The sequence below is a fragment of the Rhodococcus sp. DMU2021 genome, from assembly GCF_019641445.1.
GTDB lineage: Bacteria > Actinomycetota > Actinomycetes > Mycobacteriales > Mycobacteriaceae > Rhodococcus > Rhodococcus pyridinivorans.
In genome coordinates this window covers 54,512-77,533 of record NZ_JAIFKB010000014.1, presented here as the reverse complement: position 1 = coordinate 77,533, position 23,022 = coordinate 54,512, and the positions used below count along the sequence as shown (strand labels likewise).

General features: G+C 67.0%; 10 protein-coding genes (1 of these 10 running past the window's edge). 6 read left to right on the top strand and 4 right to left on the bottom strand.

All coding sequences use genetic code 11. The annotated features are described in order from the left end of the window. The first annotated feature begins 4 nt into the window (after positions 1 to 4). The 4 genes from K3M35_RS18300 to K3M35_RS18285 all read left to right on the top strand — a co-directional run bounded on the left by K3M35_RS18300 (position 5) and on the right by K3M35_RS18285 (position 6,994). A complete protein-coding gene (locus K3M35_RS18300) occupies positions 5 to 2,482 on the top strand; it encodes a LuxR C-terminal-related transcriptional regulator (RefSeq protein ID WP_094980087.1) in 2,478 nt (825 codons plus the stop codon). Next, complete coding sequence (locus K3M35_RS18295; RefSeq protein WP_254707498.1) at positions 2,473 to 4,050, top strand: hypothetical protein; 1,578 nt, start codon at positions 2,473 to 2,475, stop codon at positions 4,048 to 4,050. Before K3M35_RS18300 ends, K3M35_RS18295 begins: the two co-directional genes overlap by 10 nt. Before the next feature lie 138 nt (positions 4,051 to 4,188). Then, positions 4,189 to 5,520 carry a S1 family peptidase gene (locus K3M35_RS18290; RefSeq protein WP_064256522.1) on the top strand — a complete coding sequence of 444 codons (1,332 nt, stop codon included), beginning with the start codon at positions 4,189 to 4,191 and terminating at the stop codon, positions 5,518 to 5,520. A 166-nt stretch (positions 5,521 to 5,686) separates the two neighbouring features. Then, positions 5,687 to 6,994 carry a S1 family peptidase gene (locus K3M35_RS18285; protein ID WP_006553038.1) on the top strand — a complete coding sequence of 436 codons (1,308 nt, stop codon included), beginning with the start codon at positions 5,687 to 5,689 and terminating at the stop codon, positions 6,992 to 6,994. A 332-nt stretch (positions 6,995 to 7,326) separates the two neighbouring features. Here K3M35_RS18285 and K3M35_RS18280 read toward each other — a convergent pair whose 3' ends face one another. Further along, positions 7,327 to 8,025, bottom strand: a complete 699-nt coding sequence (locus K3M35_RS18280; protein ID WP_193902579.1) for an ammonium transporter — start codon at positions 8,023 to 8,025, stop codon at positions 7,327 to 7,329. 434 nt (positions 8,026 to 8,459) lie between these two features. Here K3M35_RS18280 and K3M35_RS18275 point away from each other — a divergent pair, with 434 nt between their 5' ends. Then, positions 8,460 to 11,639: a (Fe-S)-binding protein gene (locus K3M35_RS18275; RefSeq protein WP_220666845.1), complete on the top strand. Its 3,180-nt coding sequence runs from the start codon at positions 8,460 to 8,462 to the stop codon at positions 11,637 to 11,639. A 58-nt stretch (positions 11,640 to 11,697) separates the two neighbouring features. Here the strand turns inward: K3M35_RS18275 and K3M35_RS18270 are convergent, their stop codons facing one another. Both K3M35_RS18270 and K3M35_RS18265 read right to left on the bottom strand, forming a co-directional pair. Continuing rightward, entirely contained in the window at positions 11,698 to 12,648 is a 951-nt protein-coding gene (locus tag K3M35_RS18270) for a hypothetical protein (RefSeq protein WP_138844359.1), read from the bottom strand. A gap of 94 nt (positions 12,649 to 12,742) precedes the next feature. Continuing rightward, the gene (locus K3M35_RS18265; RefSeq protein WP_217579501.1) at positions 12,743 to 13,717 is read right to left on the bottom strand and encodes an alpha/beta hydrolase family protein; all 975 of its coding nucleotides are present in this window, start codon (positions 13,715 to 13,717) and stop codon (positions 12,743 to 12,745) included. Positions 13,718 to 13,832: 115 nt separating this feature from the next. Between K3M35_RS18265 and K3M35_RS18260 the strand changes: the two genes are divergently transcribed. After that, the gene (locus K3M35_RS18260; RefSeq protein ID WP_217579500.1) at positions 13,833 to 14,711 is read left to right on the top strand and encodes a triacylglycerol lipase; all 879 of its coding nucleotides are present in this window, start codon (positions 13,833 to 13,835) and stop codon (positions 14,709 to 14,711) included. Between the two features lie 7 nt (positions 14,712 to 14,718). Here K3M35_RS18260 and K3M35_RS18255 read toward each other — a convergent pair whose 3' ends face one another. Continuing rightward, on the bottom strand, positions 14,719 to 23,022 hold the end of the coding sequence (locus K3M35_RS18255; RefSeq protein WP_220666844.1) for a non-ribosomal peptide synthase/polyketide synthase. The gene runs 22,257 nt beyond the window's last position; the window shows 8,304 of its 30,561 coding nt (coding positions 22,258-30,561); the start codon falls outside the window, past its right edge; the stop codon is at positions 14,719 to 14,721.

Sequence of the window (23,022 nt, the reverse complement as noted above, 5' to 3'; positions counted from 1 at the left end):
CCCGATGACGTCCGCTCCCGCTCCTCCGCGACGCCCGGTCCCCCGGGAGGTCACGCGTGCCCTGACCGCGGCCGCTCCCCCGCGACTGCTGCTCGTCGGCGGCACCGGAAGCGGGAAGTCCGCCGTACTCGCTTCGCTCCGAACCGATCTCGGCGACACCCGCACCGTCGACGACGCGCACCGCATGACCGCCGCGGAACTGCACGAGCTCGTCGACCACGTCCGGAATGCGCCGACCGGAATCGTCGTGGCCACCGAAGCTCGACCCCACCGAGCCGAGATGCGTTCGCTGACCGCAGCGTTCGCGGGAAACGGGACAGTGGTGGAACTGGGCTCGTGGACGCCCCGTGAGATCGCCGGTCGCGCGGCATCGTTCGAGCTTCGGCTCGCGCCACCCCAGGTGCGTGCCCTGCACCGCCTGACGGGCGGCGTACCGCATCTCGTCGACACCGCCCTCGAAGCCGTGCGGACGGAGGCCGATGTCCGGCAGGCCGTCGAGGAGGGGATCCGCCGGCAGCTCCTCGCCGATCTCGATCTCACCGCAGCCCTCGCGCTCGTCGATCTCGGTGCGGCGCTCGATCCCGGCGAACTCTCCGCCGTACTCGAGGTACCCGCCGAGCGGGCCCTCGATCTCGTCGACGCGGCCCGCGCGAGCGGTCTGCTCGGGGCCGATGCAGCGAGTCTCACTGCGGGAGCGAGCGGCGTGCCCGCCGCGGTCCTCGGGAGACACAACCTGTTCGCCGTCGCCCGCCGCCTCCTTGCGACACGCATCGACGCCGGAACACTCACGCCGCACCTCGCCCGGGGGCTCGCCACGATCGGCCTCACCGATCCGCATCTCGCCCGACGGCTCGTGGAGTTCGCGGTTGACGCAACGCCGCGCGAGGCCGCCGATCTTCTCGACGCCGCGGTACCGGCGGGAGCCGATCCCGATGCCCTCGCAGTGCGACGCGCCGAAGTCGCCTTTGCGGCAGGGGATCTCGAGCGAGCCGAGCAGGTCACCGACCGGCTGCTCGACCGCGCCGACACGGTGGACGTCGACGACGTGCGCGCCGCCACCCGGATCTCCGCGAGTATCGCCGCGCATCGCGGCATGCTCGACCGCAGCGCCGACCTGTTCGAATGGCTCGGCCCCGAACGGGTCGGTACGGACGCTCCTCTCGCCGCCACAGTGCTGCTCGCCGCCGGACGCCCCTCGGCCGCAGAACGTCTCCGCGGTGCCGCCGTCTCGGGTGCGCCGACCTCTGCGGCCTCCGCCGCACGACTGCTCGAGGAGGGCCTGCGCGAATCCGTCGGAGGCGACGGCCGGATCGCGATGAATCACCTCGCCCGCGCATTGACGAGCCTCGGATCCGACGGTTCGTTGCGCGCCTGGCCCGACACGGTCGACGCCGTCGCCGCACTGCTGTGTCTGCACTCGGGCGAACTCGGGTACGCACGCGCGATCCTCGACCGTCCGGAGACTCCCACCGTGCGCAATCGCATCCTGGTGGCGTGGACCGAGATGCTCGGCGGTGATCTCACCGCCGCCGCGGCGACCGCCGAAGCCGTCGCTCCCGAGGTGACCGGGCAACGCAATCTCCTCTTCTTCCACGCCCTGCAGGTCGGGCTGGCGCGACGCAACGCCGACCTCGGAGCGTTGACGGTGCGATGGCAGGCTGCGCAGGCGGTCGTCGCCGAGTACTCCGTCGACCTGTTCGGATTGCTGCCCCTGGGTGAACTGTGGCTGGCCGCCGTCCGCCTCGGGGAGTCCGCGCGGGTCGCGCACCTCGTCGTCGGTGCCCGTGCGCTGCTCACCACCCTCGGCGAGCCACCGCTGTGGGGTGCGGCGCTGCACTGGTACGGAGTGCAGGCCGCGATCGCCGCGGACCGTCCGGCCGACCTTGTCCCGCACGCCCGCGCGCTCGCCCTGGCCGCGGAGACCACTGCCTACGCCGCGGTGCTCGCGCGGGCCGGGCATGCATGGCTCTCGGTGCTGCGCGGTGAGGTCGACGCGACGCGCATCCGCGAGGCGGCCGAGTCCCTCGCGTCCGTGGGTCTCCCGTGGGACGGCGCGAAGCTCGCGGGAGAAGCAGCGCTCCGGACGGACGACACCACCGTCGCCACCGGATTGCTGCAGGTCGCGCGGACGATCCGGCAGGACGGCCCGGCCGGTCGCGCACCGGTCGACGTCGCCCCCGCCGCTCCCCCGAGCGTTCCGGACGAATCACCCCTCGGCGCACGGGAGAAACCGGGTGCACTGTCCGAGCGCGAGGCGCAGGTGGCCGACCTGGTGGTTTCGGGCCTCACCTACCGAGAAGTCGGGAACCACCTGTACATTTCCGCGAAGACCGTGGAACATCATGTCGCCCGTATCCGGCGCCGACTCGGTGCCGGTTCCCGCTCGGAGCTCCTGTCACTGCTCCGAGCCATGGGGCACGGCGCAGATGTATCCCGTCACATGCACTCCGACCGGAATGGAGGAAAGCCGGCATGTCCGTAGGCGTAGGCCTGAGGGTGGGGACCACCGTGTCGTCGGTTGCGGTCACCTCACCGACGCCGGGACGGCCGGACCCCGCACCGATCGAGCGGTTCACCGCCGTCCACCTGCATTCCGACGGCACCGCGACGCTGGGCGACCACGACGTCGTCGACGGGCACACCAGTTCCTTCACCGGCTTCGTCGACCGCCTCGGCCACTCCGGCGGTGTCCGCGCCAACGACGGGTCACTCTCCCGCGCCGAAGACCTGGTCGCAACGGCCATGGAATGTCTCCTCGCCGACGCAGCCTCCCTCATCGGCGACACCCCGTACACGGCTGTGGCGACGCATCCCACCGACTGGCCGAGCTCGACGGTCGCGGTGCTGCGCAACGCCCTCGACTACGTCGGGTTGCGTCACGTCTCGCTCGTCTCCGACGCCGAGGCCGCCGCGGCATGGTTCGAATCGCAGGTCGCGCACCAGACCGGACGGCTCCTCGCGGTCTACCACATCGACCCGCAGGGCTCGACCGTCACGCTCGTGCGCTCTGGAGTCGCGGCGGGTAAGGCCTTCCGATTCCCTGAGGACGACGCTCCGTCGGTCGCCGCGCAGCTCTCGTCGGCGCTCGGCGCGTTCGGCTGGCTCGTGAGCAACCTCGACGCCATCGTCGTCACGATCGACGAAGCAGTCGATCCGAGCGCCGCGCAGCTCGTCGCACAGTCGGTGAAGACCGGTCTCGGTGTGCGGTGTGCTTTGGCGCCCGCCCCGCACCAGACGATGGTGCGGGGCGCCGCTCTCGCCGCGGCCGCCGGCTCGGTCGACCTCCTCGGTTCGACGCAGATCCTGCCCACCGCCAAGCTCACCGAACCGCGACGCAGCGAACTCGACCCCGAGATCACCGCGGTGATCTCGAAGATCACCGCGACTCCCCCTCCGGGCGCCACGCCCGCTGCCGCCGCGGCGAACACGCCGAAGGCGACGGTCGCCGCCGTCGCAGCCAGAGATGCCGCCGACGAGAAGCCCTCGGGTCGCTCGTCGAAGGTCACGGCCATCGCGGCGGCTGCGGCGATCGCGTTGCTGGTAGGCGTCGGCGCGTTGGTGTTCGGGCTGCGGGACTCCCCGACGGCCACCGCGGGCACGCAGGTCGCCGAGACCCCGACCGCTCCCGCAACCACGACGACCTCGAAGTCGAGCAAGCCGCCGGCTCCCCGCAGCACCGAGGAGACCACCACCGAGGAGTCGACCGAGCCGGCCACCGCCGAGCAGGCGGTCCCGGTGGCCCCGCCGGTCGTGCAGCAGACCTGGGTCGATCCCACCACCGGCACGAGCGAACAGTCCTCTTCGTCGTCGTCGCCCGGCTCGACCACCTCGAGCACGTCCTCAACCACCTCGAGCACCGGCTGGTCGCGGCGGAACCAGCCCGATGATTCCTCGGGTGGCGGACGCGGCAGTGGTGGCAGCGGCGGGAGCGGTGGCAGTACCACCACCACGACGACCCAGCCGACGACCGCCCCGACCGATCCCGACCCTTCTGAGGAACCACCCTCGACGGACATTCCGGAAACGACAGAGACTGAGACCGGCAGCTAGACAGCGCGGCTATCCGAGTGGTGACCTACGGCACTATCGGCGGTCGCCGGGCCGTCCCGTAGGCTGTCCCGCGGGTCGGCTCGCCGATTCCACGAAGCACCTGTTCAAGAGCACATCGAGCACACATGAAAGGCCTCCATGCGTCTCTCGTCGGCGTCGCGCGCCGCAGTCCGTTCCACCACCCGCCGCGTCGCAGTCGCAGCGGCCTCCGCGGTTCTGCTGGCTGTGCCTCTGAGCGCCACAGCGAACGCCGCGCCCGCCGAACAGTTGCCTTCCGCTGAACTTCCCGCCGAGCTCGTCGAAGCGATCCAGCGCGACCTGGGTCTGACGCCCGAGGAATACCTCGATCGCGCCGCGCGGGCGCAGGAACTCGGTGACTACGCCCGCGACTTCCGCTCCGAGCGTCCCTCCGAGTTCGCAGGCGCCTGGCTCGGCGAGGACGGCAAGCCCGTCATCGCCGTCACGAACCCCGAGGCCGCAGAGAAGGCAGCCCAGGACGGCTACCGGGCGACGGTCGCGCCGGTCTCGGCCGACGGACTCGAGCAGGCCCTCGCCGAACTGAACCGCTGGGTGGCGGGGCTCCCGCGCGAGGTGTCGTCGCAGATCAACTCCGCGTCGATCGATGTGCTCAACAACCAGATCGTCCTCGACATCGTGAACTCGCCGATCGGGCGCGCACTGAACCTGCCGTCGCTGGTGGCGAACGTGCAGGTCCAGCTGTCGCCGGGCATGCCGCCGAACGATCCGGCCCCGATGGGTGGCGACACCTACATCACCGCCGACGGTGACGTCCGCGCCACGCCCATCGAGCGCATCGGCATCTGCTCGTTCGGCTTCAACGGTGTCGACGCCGACGGTAATGCAGTCAACCTCACCGCCGGTCACTGCGACGCGGTGGCTCGTTCCGACGGTGGTTCGGCGGTCTACCTGCCCAATCGCGCCAACATCGACGAGAGCGTCCGGATCGGCAAGTTCACCGAGTCCACGGTCGGTACCGACAGCACCCTCGACTACGGCATCGTCTCGCTCGACAAGGCAGGCGTCGAGGCGGGCCTGGACCGCCCGGCGGTTCGCGGCGGCAACGGCTCGACCCTCACGGTCACCGGCACGGCCGTTCCGGTCGTCGGCGCGCCCGTCTGCAAGTCGGGACAGTCGTCGTCGTTCACGTGCGGGCTCGTCGTCGCCGATCGCATCGAGACCCAGCTGACCTACGACTCGGGCTTCTCGAGCACCATCCGCGGCTTCGCGACCTCCGCCTGCACCCTCGCGGGTGACAGCGGTGGTGCCATCGTCACCGGCACCCTCGCCCTCGGCGTGATCAGCGGATCGAACAGCGCCGGCGCACCGAACTGCGTCGAGGCGAATCTGGTACTCGCGCCCAACGGTGGCACCTCCAGCCTCGGCATCCCGATCCAAGAGATCGAGAACGCCACCGGCGCCCGAGTCCGTACTGCGGCGAACCCGTCATAATGCCCGGAACACCTGGGCCGTTCGTCACAACAGTCACACGAGTCTCATACGTAACCGAGAAGTAGCTACGTACTTCCGCGATCACCCCTTAGGATCGGACGGACGCCGATCCGCGGGGGAACGGCGCCTTCGCGCGTGCATGCGCGAAGGAACGAGAAAGGTATCCATGCGACGCACCTTCGCACGTCGGACGGCCGTCATCGGTTCGACCGCACTGCTGCTCCTCGGCCCTGCCGTTGCCATCGCGCAGGCCGAACCCGAGACCGAACCGGCGCAGACATCGTCTCTGCCGGCCGAGCTCGTCGAGGCGTTGCAGCGCGACCTGAACATCGATGCCGAGCGCTTCCTCGCCGATGCGCAGCGCAGCCAGGATCTCGCCGCGTTCGCCGAGAAGGCACGGGAGCAGTTCGAAGCCGTCTTCGCCGGTGTGTGGCTGGACGACCAGGGCACCGCCACCGTCGGCCTCACCGAAGGTGACGGCTTCGAGGAGGCCCGCAAGGCCGCCGAGGATGCCGGATTCACCGTCGCCGAGACCGAGCGCAGCGAGGACGCCCTCGAAGATCAGCTCGGCGCGCTGGGCGACTGGCTCGAGACCCAGCCGCCCGCCGTCGCCGATGTCATCCGCGGCATCGCCGTCGACGTGGTCAACAACGATGTCGTCGTGCGCACCGACAACGTGTCCGGCGTCGAGCTCCCCGACTTCCTCGACGGCGTGCGCGTGCTGTTCGCTCCCGCCGAACTGACCCCGGAGGGCGCAACCGACCTGCAGCCCATCGCCGGTGGTCTCGGCGCGCCCGACGCGCTCTTCGGCGGCGACGCCTACGCCGCGCTCGGTGCCGGCGAAGGGCTCCGCTGCTCGCTCGGCTTCAACGCCGAGGACGGCAGCGGACGTCCTGTGAACATCACCGCCGGTCACTGCGACCCCAACCGCGCCCAGGCCGGTACGCGATGGGCGTCCCAGGTCCACCAGCTCGTCGGCGACAACCTGGGTCAGCACCTCGGCTCGTTCGAGAAGACGGTACTCGACCGCAGCGACTACGCGCTGATCCGTCCCTCCGCCGAGGCCGCAGCCCGCTTCGAGAACAACGGCGTGCGCGTTCCGTTCGCCGCTCCGCTGACCATCACGGGCGTCGCGGATCCCGTCGTCGGCGCTCCGGTCTGCAAGTCGGGCCTGCGCACCGGCTACAGCTGCGGCGTCGTGACGGCCGCCAATCAGAACGTCGAGATCGGCCACCGCGTGCTCGAGAACGGCTTCTCCACCAACCTGTGTGCCCTGCAGGGCGACAGCGGTGGCACCCTCGTCACCGGCACTCTCGCCCTCGGCATCTCCAGCGCCTCGAACGTCGGCCAGTACGGCATGTGCGAGATCGCCGGGTTCGTCAGCGGCCTGCTCGGTGAGAGCCCCGAGCTGTTCGCCACGCCGATCAAGACGGTCCTGGCCGAGAACCCGGGCCTGAAGGTCCGCACCTGGTAGCGCGAGTCCACACGACGACGAGGCCCGGCTTCCGCACCGCGGAGGCCGGGCCTCGTTTCGTCTCATCTCCGCAGATTGCGCCCTTCTCGGAGCGTCGTTCGGGCACCAAGATCGAATCGGATAGGCTCGCCCGATCGGTCGGACCGGACGAGTGGACCGCAGGGACAGAGGGAGATCGAAGTGCTGGGATCATCGATCGTGGGCAGCATTGCGGTGCTGCTCACGGATCAGCAGGTGCTGTGGAATCTGATCAGGCTTTTCCTGGCCGGTTGATCTGCATACGAAACGGCCCCGTCACCCTGCAGGGCGACGGGGCCGTTTCGTACTACTGCTTACTTACCTTCGGCCCACTGCGTGGTTCCCGGAGCCGCCAGCAGATCCTGGACCACCGCGATACCCGCGATGACAGCCGTCGGGCCGCCAGCCGTGAACGCGCCGATGGTGCCACCGACGCCCGCACCGGCACCACAGCCGAGGATGGTCCCTGCGCCCGGCACGATCGTTCCGGGAATCGCTCCGACGATGCAACCGATGATCGCGCCCGCGACAGTGCCGATAGCGGTGGCCATGCCCAACTGCGACACGAAGTTCTGCTGCGACTTCAGGTTCTCTTCGGGCGATGCGACATCGGTGAGCTTCAGCGCCACCGGGGTGAGCGACGGTCCGACCTTGTCCTCGGGAGCAACCGGGACCGTCTTGGACAAGTCGGTGACCGGGGTCAGCGTCAGGGTCTTGCCGTCCTCGCTCACCTCACGCTCGAAGGGCAGCTGCAGATCGCCGAGCTGGATCGCGAGCGGCAGGCTGAGGACGGTGTCACCCTCGTCGTCCTGCAGTTCGACGCTCTTTCCGTCTCCGGAGACCTGGAAGGAACCTGCGTCGATGACGGTCACGACGGACTCACCCTCGGGCCGGACCTCGTAGTTGATCGCGTCTTCGTCGGCTGCGGCCGGAGCGGCGTACGAAGTTCCGGCGGTGATGCCCATGGCGGCGATCGTCATCGTCGCCACAGCGGCAAGCTTCTTCAGCTTCATCTTTTTCCGTTCTGTGACATGGCGCACGCCTGTTAAGACGCCCCCATTCTGCTGTATCGACCTGGAGTTCTACGTCCCCCGACGTGTACATCCCACGTGCGAACCCCACGTACCGGGCAAATCATAACCGACATCACATCCGGAGCGTTATACCCCTTTGTCCGAATGGATACCGCATCGTGGCCGGTAGAGCGTGTCGTGACCTCCGTGTGACACACGCCTCGTTTCGGGCGAGTTAGGACATCCTGCGCGACGGCGGTATCGCGTTTGACCTCTAGCGTGTCCGGGCACACGGTCTCCGATTCGACGCAGATTTTGCTACTGGCGGGTAACTCCAGTTCAGACCAAGTTACCGGTGGGTAACTTAGCTTGCGTTACGATGCGGTGACTCATACCAGGCGGCACGACGCCGCCCCCGACACGAAAGGCCACGTATGAATGCCCTGACGATTACGTTGGGCACGATCGGCGTGCTGCTGAGCCTCGTGTGTTGGTTCGCGTTCATCAGCGGCGCATTGAAGATGGTCAACACGATCCGGGTCGGCCAGCCGGCCCCGGACCGCTGGCGGCCGTTCTTCCCGCGCTTCAAGCAGATGGTCGTCGAATTCCTCGCGCACACGAAGATGGTCAAGTTCCGGACCGTCGGCTGGGCGCACTGGCTGGTGATGGTCGGCTTCATGCTCGGCGCGATCGTCTGGTTCGAGGCCTACGGCCAGACGTTCGACCCAAGCTTCCACTGGCCCCTCATCGGTGACACCGTCGTCTATCACTTCATCGACGAGATCCTCGGCCTCGGCACGGTGATCGGCATCCTGACGCTGATCTACATCCGCCAGCGCAATCATCCACGTCAGCCCGGTCGGATGTCGCGCTTCAGCGGCTCGAACTTCAAGGCCGCCTACTTCGTCGAAGCGGTCGTGCTGCTCGAGGGCCTGGGCATGATCCTGGTGAAGGCCGGCAAGATCGCCACCTACCACCACCACAACGCCTACACCGACTTCTTCACGATGCAGGTCGCCCGGATCCTTCCGGAGAGCCCTGAACTCGTGTCGGTCTTCGCGTTCATCAAGCTCATGTCGGGCATGGTGTGGCTCTACATCGTCGGCCGCAACATCACGTGGGGTGTCGCATGGCACCGCTTCTCGGCCTTCTTCAACATCTACTTCAAGCGTGAGGACGACGGCGGTCCCGCCCTCGGTGCCGCACGTCAGATGATGTCCGGCGGCAAGCCCGTCGACATGGAAGACGCCGATCCGGACAAGGACACCTTCGGTGCCGGCCGCATCGAGGACTTCACGTGGAAGGGCTGGCTGGACTTCACGACCTGCACCGAGTGCGGTCGTTGCCAGTCGCAGTGCCCCGCCTGGAACACCGGTAAGCCGCTGTCGCCGAAGCTGCTCATCACGTCGCTGCGCGACCACGGTTACGCCAAGGCTCCCTACCTGCTCGCCGGTGGTCGCACCGATCTCGGTGGCGACGAGGTCGGCCTGGTCGACGCCGAGGGCAACCCGGACGAGGCCAAGCTGGCGAAGATCCCGGCGTCGGCTCGCGAGGAGTCGGGTCGCAAGCTCGTCGGCGAGACCGAGGGACTGCTGGAAGCAGGCGAGCTCGCTCCCGTCATCGACACCGAGACCCTGTGGTCGTGCACCAACTGTGGTGCGTGCGTCGAGCAGTGCCCGGTGGACATCGAGCACGTCGACCACATCATCGACATGCGTCGCTACCAGGTGCTCATCGAGTCGGACTTCCCGTCCGAGCTCGCGGGTCTGTTCAAGAACCTCGAGAACAAGGGCAACCCCTGGGGGCAGAACGCCAAGGACCGTCTCAACTGGATCAACGAGATGGAGTTCGACATCCCGGTCTTCGGCCAGGATGCCGACAGCTTCGACGGCTACGAGTACCTCTTCTGGGTCGGCTGTGCCGGTGCCTACGAGGACCGCGCCAAGAAGACCACGAAGGCCGTCGCCGAGCTCCTCGCGACCGCTGGCGTGAAGTTCATGGTCCTCGGCGCCGAGGAGACCTGCACCGGCGACTCCGCTCGCCGCGCGGGCAACGAGTTCCTGTTCCAGCAGTTGGCGCAGCAGAACATCGAGGTCCTCAACGGTGTGTTCGAGGGCGTCGAGCAGAGCAAGCGCAAGATCGTCGTGACCTGCGCGCACTGCTTCAACGCGCTGAACAACGAGTACCCGCAGGTGGGTGGCAGCTACGAGGTCGTCCACCACACGCAGCTGCTCAACCGTCTGGTGCGGGCGAAGAAGCTGGTCCAGGTCAAGGCCGTCGGCCAGGACGTGACCTACCACGACCCGTGCTTCCTCGGACGGCACAACAAGGTCTACAACGCTCCGCGTGAGCTGATGGCGGCGTCGGGTGCGAAGCTCGTCGAGATGCCGCGTCACGGCGAGCGGTCCATGTGCTGTGGTGCCGGTGGTGCCCGCATGTGGATGGAGGAGAAGATCGGTAAGCGCATCAACATCGACCGTGTCGACGAAGCGCTCACCACGAATCCCGCCAAGATCGCGACGGGCTGCCCGTTCTGCCGCGTCATGCTCACCGACGGTGTGACGGCGCGTCAGGAAGAGGGCAAGGGCGAGGGCGTCGAGGTCATCGACGTTGCGCAGCTCATGCTCGAGTCGATCTCTCGCGTCGAGGCCGCGAAGCTCAGCGACAACCTCAAGGTGGTCCAGCAGCCGAAGACTCCGGTCGAGGTCGAGGAGACCGCGGAAGAGGTCGAGAAGGAGCGCGTCGAGGAGGTCGAGGCGGCAGCGGCAGCGCCGGCTGCTCCGAAGACCACCGGTGGCCCGAAGGCCGGCGGCCTGCAGATGAAGGGCGGTCTGAAGGCTCCGGGCGGACCGAAGGCTCCCGGGGGCGCGAAGGCTCCTGCTGCCGAGGCTGCCGAGGCGCCGGCAGCGCCGAAGGCCAAGCCGGGCGGACTGCAGATGAAGGGTGGCCTGAAGGGTCCGGGCGCGAAGAAGGCTGCGGCTCCGGCCGCGTCGTCCGAGGCTTCTTCTGCTCCTGAGGCCGAGGCACCGGCAGCGCCGAAGGCGAAGCCGGGTGGGCTGCAGATGAAGGGCGGTCTCAAGGCACCGGGCGCGAAGGCCCCGGGCGCTGCGAAGCCGGCCGCACCTGCTGCTCCCGCCGCTCCTGCCGAGTCGTCGGAAGCTCCCGCTGCCGAAGCACCCACGGTGCCGAAGGCGAAGCCGGGCGGACTGCAGCTCAAGAGCGGCCTGAAGGGACCGGGCGCCAAGAAGGCGGCTCCGGCGGCGTCCGCAGCTCCGGCTGCACCTGCCGAGGAGGCACCTGTTGCCGAGGCTCCCGCGGCGGAGTCGTCTACGGCCGAGGCGCCTGCTGCGGAGCAGCCGAAGGAGTCGGCGATCCCGCAGGCGAAGCCGGGCGGACTGCAGCTCAAGAGCGGTCTGAAGGGTCCGGGCGCGAAGAAGGCTGCGCCTGCCGCTCCGGCGAAGGCGGAGCCGACGCCGGAACCCGAGCCGGTCGCCGAGGCTCCGGCTGAGCCCGAGGCGCCCGCGACCCCGGCGAAGCCGGAGGTCGAGGCACCGAAGGCGAAGCCGGGCGCGCTCGGCTTCAAGCCCGGCGCGAAGGCACCCGGCCGCAAGTAGGTACGCAACGCGAGGTTGAGGCTCGCAACGCTGGCAGTGACTGCTGGCGTTGCGAGCCTTACTTCTTTGTTGCGTACCTCCCCGTCGGCCCGCTCCCCCGCGCCGCCCGTGCGAACGCCTCCCGCACCTTCGTTGCGACGGCGCCGCGGGTCCCGAGGTCCTGCCACGTCCACCGCACCACCGTCCACCCCGCGTGACGCAGTGCGTCCTCCCGCAGCTTCTCGCGGTAGACCACGTCCTCGGCGGCGGTGGTCGCGACCCCGTCGCGGCGGTACTTGATCCGACCGTCGAACTCGCCGATCACACCGTGCTCCGGCCACAGGAAGTCGACGCGAGCGAGCCACCTGCCGTCGGCGCAGAAGACGTCCACCTGCGTGAGCGGCATCGGGATCTGCTCACGGACGAACAGAACCCTGCTCCGCGACTCGCCGGCGCTGTCGCTGCACCCGCTCGACAGCTGCACGGCACGACGCGCATGCGCGATGCGGGGATGACTCCCCATCCGTTCCACGGAACGGGTCAGCTCGTCGGAGGCAACCAGCCCCGCTCGCAGCGCACTGTCGGCAAGTACGACGGCCTGCTCCACCGGCACCGTTGCGGCCACATCCGTGATCGTCCGTGCGACCGACAGCACCCGCGCTCCCCTCCGATCCACGACGTCCGCCTCACGGAAGAGCGCCGCGTGCATGGCGCGGCCGGGCGTCCTCCGCGCTCCACTCGGCGCGTTGCGGGTGAGGTGCACATCGTCGAGTGGGATCTGCCAGACGTCGAGCCCGTGCAGCACCGCGGCCGATACGTGGCTCAGCGCCGAGGTCGGTCCTGCATTGGCGATGAACGCCCGTGCCCGAAGAGCATGTCGAGCGTGATCGTCGGCCCCCGCATACTGGTCGGACTGGACGAAGACTCCCGACGCGAGCCGAGTCCACGTTCCGTTCCGCACCAGACGTCGGATCTCCGCATCGGTGACGCCGCGCGCATTTGCCTCGCGCCGCAGAATCAACTCCCCCATGGCGCCTAGCATCGCCCGTCGCCCCGGGCCGCAGGTGCCTACGAGGACGAATCGGCCGGATCTGTGGATGAACCGACCGCCTGTGGATGAACCGTCAGGACGCGCCGATCGCGGGACCGAGGACGGGCCACGAGTTGTGCAGGTCGTCCTGCCAGTAGCCCCAGTTGTGGGTGCCGTCGTCGTGGATGTCGATGGTGGCGGGGATGCCCAGTTCGTCGAGGCGCGTCGCCATGCGTCGGGTGCAGTCGGCCGCTGCGGCTTCGATGAGTCCGCCCTTGATGACCACGTCGGTAAGGTCTTCCTCGTCCTTGATCCACTCGGATTCGAGATTGTCGTAGCGGCCGGGCAGGCCGGTGCGCGACGACAGGTACAAGGTGGTGCCGCGCAGCTTCTCCGCATTGATGTACGGATCGTTGGCGACCCAGGTGGGGTGGTCGAACGGACCCCACATGTTGAGCGGGTTGCCGAAGAAGTTGACGACGGTCGTGGTGACGAAGGCCTGGCCGAGGGGGTCGCTTGTGCGTGCGCAGCCGCTGAAGCTGCCCACCGCGTCGTACAGATCCGGTGCGGCAATCGCGAGATTGAGCGACGACGTGCCCGACATCGAGAAGCCGATCAGGCCGTTGGTGCCGGTGGTCGCGTAGGTGCTGTCGACGACGGGCGGTAGTTCCTCGGTGAGGAAGGTGGCCCACTTGTAGCGGCCGAGGTTCGGGTCGTCGTGCTTCCAGTCGGTGTAGTAGCTCGACTCGCCGCCCTTCGGGATGACGACGTTGACGTGCTTGTCGGAGAAGAAGTCGACGATGTCGGACTGGTCCATCCAGCTGTTGTTGTACGACCCGCCGTCGACGCCGCTCAGCACGTACAGCGTGGGGCTGGGAGTGACGGTGTCGGTGGGGCGCAGGATCCGCAGCTCGATGTTCTCGTCCATGGACGGCGAGTAGACCTCGATGTCGAGTTGCTGGTCGTCGACGACCGTAGTGCTCACGAGCCGGGCCTCATCGGGTTCTGCGGACGCCGTCGACGCTCCGAGTCCCCAGGTCGACGCCACGACGGTCGTCACGACAGCCAACGCGGATATCCGCCGCATAGATATACTCCGATTCCGTTCCCCTGCGCAGCCCCCGGAACACCTTATAGGGCCGCAGTGCACTTACCGATAGTCGTCACTGTTCGAAGGATGACCCGTGTTTGGCCGATCGCTCCTGCTGACCGTTCTCGCCGCGGGTCTTCTCGGCTCCGGCACGGCGGCCGCCTCGCCTGCCACGCTGCCCGTGCCGTACGAACTTCCCGACACGGTGGCTCTGGAGCTCGAGAATCCGGGTGGTTCGGCTCCCGGATCGAACGACCCGAACTGCCGCCCGACCCCCGACAAGCCCAATCCTGTTGTGCTGGTCCACAACACCAGCGGTAACCGGCAGGTCGCGTGGCAGACGTTCTCGCCTCTGCTCGCCAACGCCGGCTACTGCGTCTTCGCTCCGACCTTCGGCGCGTTCCCCGGTCCGTGGCCCGTCAGCGCTCTGGGTGGGATGGCGCCGCTCGAGCCGAGCACACATCAGCTCTCCGCATTCGTCGACGAGGTGCTCGCGCAGACCGGCGCCGAGAAGGTCGACATCGTCGGCCATTCGCAGGGCACGCTGGTCGCGTCGAAGTGGATCGGTGACGGCGGCGCCGGCAAGGTCGACCGGCTCGTGTCGCTCGCTCCCCTGTGGGACGGAACGACCATCGTCACCAGCGACGGTATGATGCGCGACTTCGAATACGCGACCTGCCCCGCCTGCGCCGACATGCTTCCCGGCTCGCAGTTCCTCGAGGATCTCGCCGCGACCGGCCGCTTCGTCGAGTCGGTGGAGTACACGAACATCCTCACCGCCCACGACGACGTGGTGCAGCCGTACACGAGCGGCCTGGGCGAGGACCCGAACGTCACCGACATCGTTCTGCAGGACGTGTGCTCCTCCGCGAAGACCACGCACCTGGAGATGCTCGCCGACCGGCTAACCGCGGAGCTCGTGCTCTCCACCCTCGACGAGACCGTTCCGGCGCCGACCGGCTGCGTCGACTGACAGCACCTCAGCTCTCCCGCTCGGAGAGCACCGCGTCGAGCACGGGCACGATGACGTCGAGCGCGTCGGGTGAGGTCATCTGCCAGTGCGTCGCCGGCACCTGATGGTTGTCGACGGCACCCGTCACGGCCGCGTTCCAGCCGGACGCGCCGCGTGTTCCGGTCGGGTCGTCGGCTGCGGCGGTGAAGTAGACGATGTCGCCGTCGTACGTCCCCGGCCGATGGCCCGCCATCAGCTCGGAGTTCCGCTGTGCCGCCGCGACCAGCCTGGTCATCACACGTCTCGTGTCGTCCTCGGTGTTGCCCGTAAGTGAGGCGACGGACGTGACGAGGTCGTCGATGTCCTCAGCGCCGGCTGCGTCTGCATCGTCGAGTCCGAATCCGGCGAGCAGCTCGCTCATCGACACATCGCTCGACTCGCCCGTCCGTGCACCGTTGCCGGCGAAGCTGTCGAGCATCACCAACGTGTCGACACGCTCCCCCTCCGCCTGCAGACGAACGGCCATCGCGTGGGCGATCACGCCGCCGAGCGACCAGCCGAACAACCGATACGGCCCCTCGGGCTGCGCGGCCCGCAGTTCATCGACGTAGCGCGCCGCGAGTTCGTCGAGGGTGGCGGGCTCGAAGTCGTCCTCGGTGACGGCCGGGGTCTGCAGACCGTAGACGGGTGCGTCGTGATCGAGCTGACGCGCGAGGGCGGTGTAACACCACGACAATCCGACGATCGGGTGGACGAAGAACAGCGGCGTACCCGCACCCTGCCTCCGGATCGGCAGGACCGGGGCCACGGACTCTTCGACGTCACCGGCACTTTCACGATCGATGAGCGCCGCGAGTCCTTCGACGCCGGGTTCCCGGAACAGCCACTGCAGAGGTACTCGCGTGGGGAGTTCCGCGTTCAACCGGGAGACGAGCTTGGTTGCAACCAACGAATTGCCACCGAGTCCGAAGAAGTCGTCGTCCAGGCCGATCCGCTCGACTCCGAGCACGTCCTCGAACACCGATGCCACGGCACGCTCGCTGTCCGTCACCGGCGCCCGGAACTCCCGCGCCGCGAGTTCGGGCTCCGGCAATGCCCTGCGATCGAGCTTCCCGGACGCATTGAGCGGTAGCGCATCCAGAACGACGAACTGCGCCGGGACCATGTACCGGGGAAGGGATGCTCCCAGTGCGTCACGAACGCTGTCGAGTTCGACGGTTATGCCCGCAGCAGGAACAACATAGGCCACCAACTGCGGACCGAATTCACCTTCGTGCACCACGACGGCTGCCTGTCCGATCTCGGGCAGGCCCGTCAGAGCCGTCTCGATCTCCCCGAGTTCGATCCGCAGACCGCGCACCTTGACCTGGAAGTCGGTGCGGCCGAGGTACTCCAGCATGCCGTCGGCGTTCCATCGCACCCTGTCACCGGTGCGGTAGAGCCGGCCACCTCCGGTCGTGAACGGGTCCGCGACGAAGCGCTCGGCCGTCAGGTCGGCTCGTCCGATGTACCCGCGCGCCACCTGGACGCCCGACAGGTACAACTCGCCCTGCACTCCGACCGGGACCGGGTTCAGACGTCCGTCGAGCACGTAGGCACGGACACCGCGGAGCGGTACACCGATCGGAACCGACACGGATTCCGTGCCCACACATCGGAACGCCGTAGACGTCACAGTCACCTCGGTCGGGCCGTAGGTGTTGTCCAGTACCGCATCCGAACGCGACACGACACGTGCAACGAGATCCGGCGAGAGCGCCTCACCGCCCGCCGAAAGATACCGCAGCGACGACGGAAGCTCGAGTCCTTCGTCCGCAACGAACAACGCCAACATCGATGGGACGAACTCCATGATGCACACATCCCACCGACGTGCGACCTGCACCAGATACTCCGGGTCCCGGTGGCCGCCGGGCTCCGCGATCACGAGACGCGCACCCATCTGCAGCGGGTAGAACAGCTCCCACACGCTGGCATCGAACGTGATCGGTGTCTTGTGAAGCGCGGTATCTCCCGGACCCAGGCCGTACCGTTCCGCCATCCACGCGATCTGATTGACGACCGATCGGTGCGAGACGGTGACGCCCTTCGGTCGCCCCGTCGATCCCGACGTGAAGATGACGTACGCCGTGTTGTCCGGGTGCGGCGCAACCGGGAGAACCGAGCTCACGTCGTGCGCATCGAGATCGATCGTCTCGACGTCCACCGCGACTGCAGACGCCGGAAGCGAAGCTCCATCCGTTGCCGTGGTGAGAGTCAGCAACGGTGCTGCGGTCGCGAGGACGTACGCCGTCCGGTCGAGCGGATGTTCCGGATCGATCGGTAGATATCCCCCACCTGCACGCAGGATCGCATAGATCGCGACCAGCATGTTCGGCGACCGACTCATGCAGACGCCGACCAACACTTCGGGCCCGACCCCATGTCCGATGAGGTACCCGGCGAGCGCGTCGACCCGACGATCGAACTCGCCGTAGTCGAGGACACCGTCGCCGAACACAACTGCCGGTGCGTGCGGCGTGCGCTGCGCCTGAGTGGTGAACCCGTCGAGCAGGAGAGCATCGGTTACCGGTACCGCGGTGTCGTTCCACTCTGTCAGGATGCGGTGCCGCTCGGCATCCTCCATTACGTCCACATCACCGATGAAGAGATCCGGATCGGCGGTCGTCGTCGAGAGAAGCCGGACCAGGCGCTCCGCCATCAGATCGACGGTGTCTGCATCGAAAATGTCTGTGGCGTAGTCGATCTGACCGAGGTACCCGTCACCGCCCGGCGTCTCGGCAAGACTGAAGGACAAATCGAACTGCGCGGACTTGCGATCGAATTCCAACGCCGAAAGGGAAAGTCCGGGGATTTCGACTGCAGACTGGGTGTAGTTCTGGAAGGCCAGCATCACCTGGAACAATGGAGAGAACGACTGGGACCGTACCGGGTTGATCCGGTCCACCAATTTCTCAAACGGTACATCCGCATGCGCGAACGCCTCGAGATCCGCCCGGGTCGTGGCCGTCATCAACTCACGGAAAGACGAGCTCGGGTCGACCTCGGTCCGCAACACCAGAGTATTGACGAACATCCCGACCAGGTCATCCAGCGCGCGCTCACCACGACCGGCCACCGGAGTGCCGATCGCAATATCGGCGGTACCTGACAATCGGGCCAGCAGCACCGCCAAGGCCGTGTGCACCACCATGAACGGAGTAGCGTGCTGCGCGGCGGCGAGCTGCCTGACGCGAGCCACGACTTCCGGCGGGACCGTGAAATCGACGCGTGCGCCCAACCCGCCCCGAGTCGCCGGGCGTGGCCGATCGGTAGGAAGATCCAATGCGTCCGGCAGATCCGCAAGGAACCCGGTCCAGTAATCGAGTTGTCGGGATATCATCGAGTCCGGATCGGATTCGTCACCGAGCACGGCACGTTGCCACAGTGCGAAGTCCGCATACTGCACCTCGAGCGGTGGCCATGCGGGAGCTTGCCCTGCGATGCGAGCGGTGTAGGCAACGACGACGTCCCGCGCCAACAGTCCGATCGAAACCCCATCGGCAGCGATGTGGTGCACAACCAGCGCAAGGACGTGTTCGTCCTCGTCGATCCGCAGTAGTGCACCACGAATCGGCGGCGCGTTCGTGACGTCGAAACCACTGGTGAGAAGCTCGGTGACGCGGAGTCGTAGCTCGTCCTCATCAGCCGCCCGAACAGGTTCGAGGCCGGCCGGTATCCAACCTGCAGGAAGCACCTTCTGGGTGCCCACGCCGTCTACTTCCGGATACTCCGTGCGCAGCACCTCGTGCCGGGAAATCACTTCCCGCATCGCTCTCTCGAGGGCCTCGATGTCGAGGTCGCCGCTCAGGCGAATTGCAAATGGAATGTTGTACGCCGCCGACTCCGGATCGAACCGGTTCAGGAACCACATCCGCTGCTGGGCGAGTGAGAGCGGAATCTGATCGGGACGTTCTTGTGCCACCAGCGGAACCACAGCACCGGCACCGGCCCGTCCTTCGAGGTTCGCAGCGAGAGTTTCGACGGTCGGCGCATCGAACAACGAACGCAACGGGACCCGCGCCTCGACGGCCGCTCCGAGACGGGACACGACCTGGGTCGCCACGAGGGAGTTGCCGCCGAGGGCGAAGAAGTCGTCGTCCAGGCCGACCTGCTCGACACCGAGTACGTCTGCGAACACCGATGCGACAGCACGTTGGGTTTCCGTGACCGGGGCACGGAACTCCCGCTCCTCGAGCTCCGGAGCCGGTAGCGCCTTCCGATCCAGCTTTCCGGACGCATTGAGGGGCAACGAATCCAGCACGACGAACTGTGTCGGAACCATGTACGACGGCAGCACTTCGCCTAGAGCGCCACGCAGCTGGGTCGCGTCGACGTCACCCACCGGAACGATGTAACCGACCAGCTGATCCGACCGGACGTCGACCGCTGCTGCCGCGATCCGATCCGTGCCGCGCAGCACCGCTTCGATCTCGCCGATCTCGAGGCGCTGGCCGCGCAGTTTGACCTGCAGGTCGTTGCGACCGACGTATTCGAGTTCGCCGTCGCGGTTCCACCGAACGAGATCGCCGGTGCGGTAGAACCTCTCGCCGGTACCACCGGCCGGGTCGGCCACGAAACGTTCGGCAGTCAGTCCCGCACGTCCCTCGTATCCACGCGCGACCTGGATGCCCGACAGATACAGTTCGCCCATCACGCCGACGGGCACGGGGCGCAGTCGCGCGTCCAGAACACGCGCGTGCGTGTTCCATACAGGTGTACCGATGGGAACCACGACGTCGTCGTCGGCGCTCGCCTCACGGTGCGTCGCCTGAATCGTCACCTCGGTTGGGCCGTAGAGATTGTGCACGTCCGCGCCGAACTTCGAACGGGCACGCTCGACGGTCGCCGACGACAATGCTTCTCCGCCGGCGAACACCGCTCGCAATGCCGGGGTCGGCTCCGTCGACTCATCGAGCACGGCGTCGAGCACGATCGGTACGAACTGTGCGATCGTGATGTCGAAGTCCACCAGCGCCCGAGCGAGATAGGCGGGGTCGCGGTGTCCGTCGTGCGATGCGATCACGAGGCGGGCACCGGAGATCAGCGGCAGCATGAACTCCCACACCGAAGCGTCGAAGGTCGCGGGAGTCTTGAGCAACACCACATCGGAGGGTCCGACATCGAACTGCTCTTGCATCCAGGCAAGTTGGTTGACCACAGCGGCGTGCGTAACCGCGACGCCCTTCGGCCGCCCTGTCGAGCCCGACGTGAACAGTACGTAGGCGACGTTCTCCGGCCGCAACTCTCCGCGACGTTCATCGGCCGCCAACGGCTCGGAATCGAAGCCGGAAAGATCGACGGTGTCGACCACAACCACTTCACGATCGGTACGGAAGTCTGTTCCAGAAGTCGTCAGAACGACCGCCGGATCGGTGATGTCGAGAACGTAGCCGACACGCTCCGACGGCTGTTCGGGATCCACGGGCACGTAGGCGCCGCCGGCCGCGAGGACCGCGTAGATGCTCACCACGAGATCGACAGACCGCCCGATTGCGACCGCGACGGTGGAGTCCGGAGAAACTCCGACCGAAATCAGATACCGAGCAAGAGAATTGACTCGTCTTGAGAACTCGCGATAGGTGAGAGTCGTGTCCTGAGCGGAGACCGCGGCAGCGTCGGGGGTTGCCGCTACGCTTTCGCTGAACCATTCGGGGACAGTCATCGGCCCCACGAGTTCACGTGTCGCAGACTCACCGAGTGCGCGTACTTTCTCCGTCTCCGCAGGTAGCATCCACGGCAAGTCACCGACCGCCGCTGCTGCGTCGGTGACGACGGCGTCGAGTATTCGCAGGAAACGCTGCGCGATCGCGCCGACCGTCGCATCGTCGAACAGGTCGGTGGCATACGTCCACGCCATCGCGATACCTGCGGGCTCGTTGGCATCCGATATCGTTTCGTGCACTGTGACCTGAAGGTCGGTCATCGCATGACCGAGCGGCACTTCGACCGGCGACATGCGGACTCCACCGAGACGGAAGTCGGTGGTCTGTGCATTCTGCAGGGTCAGCATGACCTGGAACAGCGGGTTCCGAGACTGCGATCGAGTGGGCGCGAGCACGTCGACCAGCGACTCGAACGGGATGTCCGCGTGGGAGAACGCCTTCAGGTCGATACTCTTGACCGAGTCGAGCAACTCGAGGAACGGCACACTCGGTTCGATTTCGGTTCGCAGTACGAGAGTGTTCACGAACATGCCGACGAGATCGTCGAGCTCGGCGTGGCCACGTCCGGCGACAGGTGTGCCGATGACGATGTCGGTGCTGCCACTCAGTGCTGCAAGCTCGACTGCCAACACGGAGTGAAGCACCATGAAGAGAGTTGCATTGCGTTCTCGCGCCAAGCGTGTCAGCCCGGCGTGGACCGTTCGGTCGACCGTGATGGTGTGTGTCGCGCCGCGGTGGGTTGCGATCGCCGGCCGAGGCCGGTCCCACGGCAACTCCAACTGCTCGGGGGCACCCGTGAGCGTCTCGATCCAGAAGCGAATCTGACCGGCCATGACACTGCTCGCGTCATCGGCCGAACCCAACATCTCACGTTGCCACAATGCGTAATCTGCGTACTGCACGGCCAGGGGCGACCACGTGGGTACGGTCCCTTGATCCCGAGATGCGTACGCCAGCATGATATCCCGCGTCAGCGGCCCGGCAGAGAAGCCGTCACCTGCGATGTGATGCACGACGAATACGAGAACGAACTCGTTCTCTGCAGGTTTGTACAGTCGCGCGGCCAGCGGCACTTCGGTCGTCACATCGAAACCGGTGGATACGAATTCGGCGAGGCGACCGAGGATCTCGCTCTCACTCACCGGTATGGGAGAGAGGTCCACGTCGACGTCCGATGCCGGCAGGATTCTCTGCACGCCGATTCCGTTGATCTCCGGATACACGGTGCGCAGGATCTCGTGACGGTCGAGAAGGTCCTCGACGGCGTGCTGGAGTGCCGGCACGTTCAGGTCACCGGACAACCGGATCGCCAGCGGAATGTTGTAGGTCGCGGACGCCGGATCGAAGCGGTTGAGGAACCACATCCGCCGCTGAGCGAGGGACAGCGGCACATGTTCGGGTCTGGTCCTCGCTGTGAGTGCAGGCCGGTTGCCGGAACCACTTCGCCTTTCCGCAGCAGCTGCGAGGTCGGAGACCTTCGAGGATTCGAACAACAGGCGCACTGGAATCTGCGCTTCGAATGCGTTGCCGAGACGGGCAGCGACACGTGTGGCGATGAGCGAGTTGCCACCGAGATCGAAGAAGTCGTCGTCGGCACCGACTCGTTCCAGGCCGAGGACCTCCGCAAATACGCCGGCAACAATCTCTTCTGCAACCGTAGTCGGAGCGCGGAAGTCGCCGCTACCGAATACGGGATCGGGGAGCGCGCGGCGGTCGATCTTTCCGGATGTGTTCAGCGGCATCCTCGGCAGCGCGATGATGCTCGAGGGCACCATGTAGCGGGGAACCTTCGATGCAACTGCCACGGCGAGGGAGTCCGTATCGATATCCGCGCCGTCTTCCGGCACGACATAGGCAACGAGATGGTCTCCGAGTGTTTGGTGGGAGTGCACGATGACCACGCATTGACGGACCGTCGCATCACCGAGAAGCGCCGACTCGATCTCGCCCAGTTCGATGCGAAGGCCCCGCAACTTCACCTGGAAGTCCGAGCGTCCGACGTACTCGAGTTCCGATGCCCGATTCCATCGAACGAGGTCACCGGTACGGTACATCCGACCGCCGTCGCCACCGAACGGATCGGCGACGAACCGCTCGACTGTCAGATCGGGGCGTTCCACATAGCCGCGGGCAAGCTGAACTCCGGCGAGGTACAGCTCCCCTGTCACGCCGACGGGCACCGGACGGAGATGCGCGTCCAATACGTACATCCCGACGGGACCCTGCGCCGCCCCGATCGGAATTACATTCAGGTCGGTGGCAGAGACTGCGTGGCGGCTGACGGATACTGCCGCTTCGGTCGGACCGTACTCGTTCGACAGCGCCGTCGCGGCGTTGACAGTGCGGAAGGCCCCGGCGAGCTTGGGGGTGAAGACTTCTCCACCGCAGAACACCTGGCGGAGGGAGGCGAGTTCGCCCGGTTCGGCGGACGCAACCAGCTCGGTGAGCATCGACGGGACGAAGTGTGCAGATGTCACCTGGTTCTCGACAATTGCCTCGATGAGACGTCGAGGATCGCGGTGCGCGTCAGGTGCGGCGACGACCAGTCGGGCGCCCGATGTGAGGGGCCACCAGAACTCGCGAACCGACGCATCGAAAGTGAACGGTGTTTTCTGCAGGACTGTGTC

Bases quoted from the DNA above. Each gene is read 5' to 3' on its own strand.
- K3M35_RS18275 (WP_220666845.1), top strand. From the start codon at position 8,460: ATGAATGCCCTGACGATTACGTTGGGCACGATCGGCGTGCTGCTGAGC.
- K3M35_RS18290 (WP_064256522.1), top strand. From the start codon at position 4,189: ATGCGTCTCTCGTCGGCGTCGCGCGCCGCAGTCCGTTCCACCACCCGC.
- K3M35_RS18300 (WP_094980087.1), top strand. From the start codon at position 5: ATGACGTCCGCTCCCGCTCCTCCGCGACGCCCGGTCCCCCGGGAGGTC.
- K3M35_RS18295 (WP_254707498.1), top strand. From the start codon at position 2,473: ATGTCCGTAGGCGTAGGCCTGAGGGTGGGGACCACCGTGTCGTCGGTT.
- K3M35_RS18280 (WP_193902579.1), bottom strand. From the start codon at position 8,025: ATGAAGCTGAAGAAGCTTGCCGCTGTGGCGACGATGACGATCGCCGCC.
- K3M35_RS18285 (WP_006553038.1), top strand. From the start codon at position 5,687: ATGCGACGCACCTTCGCACGTCGGACGGCCGTCATCGGTTCGACCGCA.
- K3M35_RS18270 (WP_138844359.1), bottom strand. From the start codon at position 12,648: ATGGGGGAGTTGATTCTGCGGCGCGAGGCAAATGCGCGCGGCGTCACC.